This is a genomic window from Aggregatilinea sp., assembly GCF_036822615.1.
Classification (GTDB): domain Bacteria; phylum Chloroflexota; class Anaerolineae; order Aggregatilineales; family Aggregatilineaceae; genus Aggregatilinea.
Genome location: NZ_DAISHJ010000184.1, coordinates 2,305 through 6,552, shown reverse-complemented (window position 1 = coordinate 6,552; position 4,248 = coordinate 2,305). Strand labels below are relative to the sequence as shown.

The following is a 4,248-nucleotide window of genomic DNA, read 5'->3' as shown; positions in this document are numbered from 1 at the left end:
GGCGGAGCCGCTGCCGCCCGGCGCGGACGTGGCCGCCATCCACGCCGATCCGCTGGCGGCGGTGCTGTGCGTGCCGCGTGGGGCCATGTTGGTGCTGCGTGCACGTCATCCGGGGGATCGTTTCGCGCCGCGCGGCATGGGCGGGCGGACGCAGCAGTTGGCCGATACATTGATTAACATGAAGGTGCCTAAACGATTCCGCGATCGTATCGCGCTGGTCACGGTCGATGGGGCGATCGCGTGGTTTGCCGCGCCTGCCCGGGACAGGCTGCGCGGGCGAGTCACAGAGGCGTTTGCGTACAGCGAGGCGGGATGTGAGGGAAAAGTGGCGATCGTTCTCGGCTGGCGCGCTGCAAATAAATGATAGGAATACGATATTTATGCTTGCACTATCGTGAGGATTAACAAAACCTTGCGTTTTTTAGAACCTTCAGATATAGTTAAGACAGCGTGAACCGCCGAATATAGAACGAATTACTTCAAGAGGCAGTCTGAATGACAAGCAACGGAGAAGACGCACACATCCTCGTCGTCGATGACGAAGGGGCAATTCGTTACTCGATCAGCAAGACTCTTCAGCGGGTCGGCTACCAGGTTCAGACTGCGTCGTCCGGCGAAGAAGCGTTGGAGATGATGCAGCAGCAGGAGTATGATGTCGTCCTGACGGACATCCGTATGCCGGGGCTGAGCGGCGTGGAGCTGCTTGCCAAGATCAAGGAGCGCGCGCCGGATGCAGTCGTGATTCTGCTGACCGGCTACGCCAACCTTGAGTCGGCCATCGAAAGCCTCCGGCTGGGTGCGCACGATTATTTGACCAAGCCCAGCAGCAGCCAGAGCATCCGCGACAGCGTGGCTCAGGGGGTCGAGCGGGCGCGCAACCTAAAGAGCCGCCGCGTGCTGCTGCGCACCATTCAGGAAAACGTTGAGGCGCTGGCTGGCGAAACGGCGAGCGAGCCGTCGGGCACGCACCATTCGGATGGCGCGCCGTCCAGCACGCCAGTCGTGACGCCCGTCACCACGATGACGATCGGGCCGCTGACGATCTTCCCGGGCCGCTACCAGATTTCGGTGGGCGACCAGCCGATCGATCTGACGCCGACCGAGTTCGACCTGCTGCTCTATCTGGCGGCGCACCGGGGCCGCGTCGTGCCGTGCTCGGAGCTGGTGCGCGAGGTGCGCGGGTATACGTTGGAAGAACACGAAGCGCGCGAAGTCATCCGCCCGCACGTGAGCAATCTGCGGCGCAAGCTGAAGTCGTCGGGGCAGAACCCGAACATCATCGTGAACGTGCGCGGCATCGGCTACCGCCTGTCGGAGCCGTCCTAGCGGCGTCGCGGGGACAACCGCTGCGCGTTATCCGCAGCGATCACTGTCAATTCGAGTCTCACAGGCGACAGCCCGTGAGACTTTTTGTTGTTTGGCGCGCGTTTCGTTAGCATGGTGGTAGTAGATCAATAACCTTTGTTGAGGTTTGACCGTGGGGTTTCTGCTGCGCATCAGCACGGGCCTGGGTGGGCTGGCTATCGTTGCGATCACCTGTGCGCTTTTCGTCGGGACCACCCGGCATCCCGACGCAAACTGGATCGTGTACATTTCCTCGCGCTCGCGCAGCAATTCTTACGACATCAACCGTATCAATCCCGATGGATCCCAGGTCGAGCGGCTGGCCGTGGTGATCGGCTCCGTGCCGACGCTGCTTTGGTCCCCCGATGGCACACGCCTCGCGGTGATCAGCCACCTGGATCGTGACGCGCTGACCGTGATGGACATCGCGGGGCGCAGCCAGCACCTGCTGGTCAATTCAGTCGCGGAGATCCAGTCGGCGGCATGGTCGCCGGACGGGGAGTGGATCGCGTACGCGGCGAGCGCCGCGCCCGCTGGCGGCGAGCCGTCGTACCTGTACCGCGTCTCCGCGCATGGCGGCGCGTCCACCCAACTCACGACCGCCAGCGCCTCGTCCGCCACTGAGACGCTGACGTACAGCAACCTGTCGTGGTCACCGGACGGGCAGGCGCTGATCTTCGACGCCTTCACGCCGCAGGACACGTCGCGGCGGTCGGTGTACCGCGTGGACGCGGGCGGCGGCGAGCCGTCGCTGGTGGTCGAGGGCTGCTGCGCGGGCTGGTCGCCGTCCGGCGACTGGATCGCTTACGTGGCTGCCGGGCAGGACGGCCAGCGCCATCTCTACCGCATCCCTGCTGTGGGCGGGCAGCCGGAACAGCTCATCGAAAACGCGCTGGAGATCGGCGGGCCGGTAAGCTGGTCGCCGGATGGCGCGTGGCTGGTGTTCGTCGCGTTCGACGGGCAGAACACGCGCACCCTGTACCGCGTCCGCGCGGATGGCAGCCGCCTGGAAGGGTTGGTCTCCGGCACGCTTCAGGCTCCGGTAAGCTGGTCGCCGGACGGCGAGTGGCTGGTGTTCCCCATGTTTGGCACGGCGTCGGTGTCGTTTCAGCCGGGGATCTATCGCGTCCGTGCCGACGGGCGCGATCTGGAACTGCTGACGGCGGGCAGCGGGATCGCGTATTTCCCCCTGTGGTCGCCCGCGCTGGAAAGCACGCTGCAGCTGGGCCTGCTGGCGCTGCTGGGCGGAGCGATGCTCGTGCTGAGCATCGTTGCCCATCACGGCCTGCCGCCACCCCATCGCGTTTTACGCCTCTGACACCCCCTCAATTTAGGGGCAGACAAACCACCGCCCAACCCGCTATGATCTCGTGAGGGAACGCTTTTTGAGTTGTTCTCTGGCCCAATGTTGGGTACTGTTGTAGCGTGTCCGCACAGCGTTCGCGGGATGAGTGGGATGGGCAATCTAAACCCCAATTTATTGACCAAAGATACACAAGCCGTGTTAGACGATGCGGTGGATGTGCTCAGCGCCTATGGCAAGGGGCTGCTGACGCCCGAAGCAGTGCTGATGGGCCTGCTTCGCAGCAAGAATACGGCGGCCTCACGCGTGTTCCAGACGTTTGCAGAAAAGCGCGGCGCGGATCTTGAGCGGCTGGAACGGCAGGCCAAGCTCGCCGTGCAGAGCCGCCGCGATCTCAGCGGCGAGCTGAATTATCTGGCGCATGGCAAACAAAGGACCGAGTTGAGCCGTTCGATGGTGATCGCGCTGGACGAGGCGTTGAGCGTCGCGCAGGCGCTGAACCTGTCCGAGATCGACACCGATCATTTGTTGGGCGCGCTGACCGAGCGCGAAGTCGGTACGGCGGGGCTGCTGACGCAGTTCGGCATCACCAAAAGCGCCATGCGCGACGTGTTCACCGAGTCCGAGTCGAGCGAGACGACCATGCGCCGCACGACTTCGGGCCGCAGCAGCGATATGGTGGCCGATGCCCGCGTGGGCGAGCTGCGCGCGGTGTACTTCCGGGAGTCGCTGCTGCGCGACCTGATGCAGATGCTCGGCCAGACCGTCAACCGGCACGTGCTGTTGACAGGGCCGGATGGCGTCGGGAAGCGCACGCTGGCATACAGTCTCGCGCTGCTAATCGCGGAGGACAAGGGGCCGAAAGACCTCAGCAAGCTGGTCCAGCTCGACGAGAGGATGCTGCTCGACCAGCAAGAAAAGACGGTCGAGAGCGGGCTGCGCCGCGCCAACGGCGGGATTCTGTTTGTGCCGCATATTCACCGGTTCTTCGGCGGCGCGCTCAAGGCGGAATTTCCCAAGGCGGGGCTGCTGCTGCAAAAAGCCTTCCTGGGCGATAACCCGGTAATCATCGGCACGACGACGCAGTCCATGTGGGACGAGCGCCTGCGCGGGATCAACGCCATCACCGAAAACGTGCAGCTTTTGAATGTTTCCGCGCCGGATCTGCGCGAGACGGTGGAAATCCTCAAGGTGATCGCGCCGCACATTGCCGCGGATTACAGCATCGAGGTCGAGGAAGAAGCGCTGAAGACGGCGGCGCAGCTTGCCCGCCGTTACATGAGCGGCACGCCGCTGCCGCTGAGCGCCGAACATTTGCTGCACCGCGCCGCGGCGCTGGTCAGCCTGAGCGGGCAGCAGCACATCGCGTTCCGGCAGGAAGTGGCCGACGCCGTGCTCGACGCGGAAGACGTGACGCTCGCCGCCGCGCAGATGACGGGCATCCCGGTCAGCAAGCTGGGGCAGGACGAGCGCGGCAAGTACGCGAGCATGGTCGAGCACCTGCACGAGCGCATCATCGGCCAGGATGAAGCCGTGATCGCGCTCAGCCGCGCGGTGAAGACGGCGCGCGTGGGCCTCAAAGATCCCAAGCGCCCGATCGG

At 64.2% G+C, this 4,248-nt stretch carries 4 protein-coding genes; all 4 read left to right on the top strand.

The genetic code is table 11. The features are described from left to right. Positions 1–364 (top strand): tRNA lysidine(34) synthetase TilS (gene tilS, locus V7116_RS24950; RefSeq protein ID WP_324394715.1); only part of this gene is annotated, 364 nt, incomplete at its 5' end. A gap of 131 nt (positions 365–495) precedes the next feature. Then, complete coding sequence (locus V7116_RS24945; protein ID WP_324394714.1) at positions 496–1,326, top strand: response regulator transcription factor; 831 nt, start codon at positions 496–498, stop codon at positions 1,324–1,326. Positions 1,327–1,477: 151 nt separating this feature from the next. Then, on the top strand, positions 1,478–2,662 hold the full coding sequence (locus V7116_RS24940) for a TolB family protein (protein WP_324394713.1): 1,185 nt from the start codon (positions 1,478–1,480) through the stop codon (positions 2,660–2,662). Positions 2,663–2,845: 183 nt separating this feature from the next. Next, positions 2,846–4,248 (top strand): Clp protease N-terminal domain-containing protein (locus V7116_RS24935; protein ID WP_324394712.1); only part of this gene is annotated, 1,403 nt, incomplete at its 3' end.

What these genes read in the sequence shown, in the direction of transcription:
- V7116_RS24945 (WP_324394714.1), top strand. Translation starts at nt 496, where the DNA reads ATGACAAGCAACGGAGAAGACGCACACATCCTCGTCGTCGATGACGAA.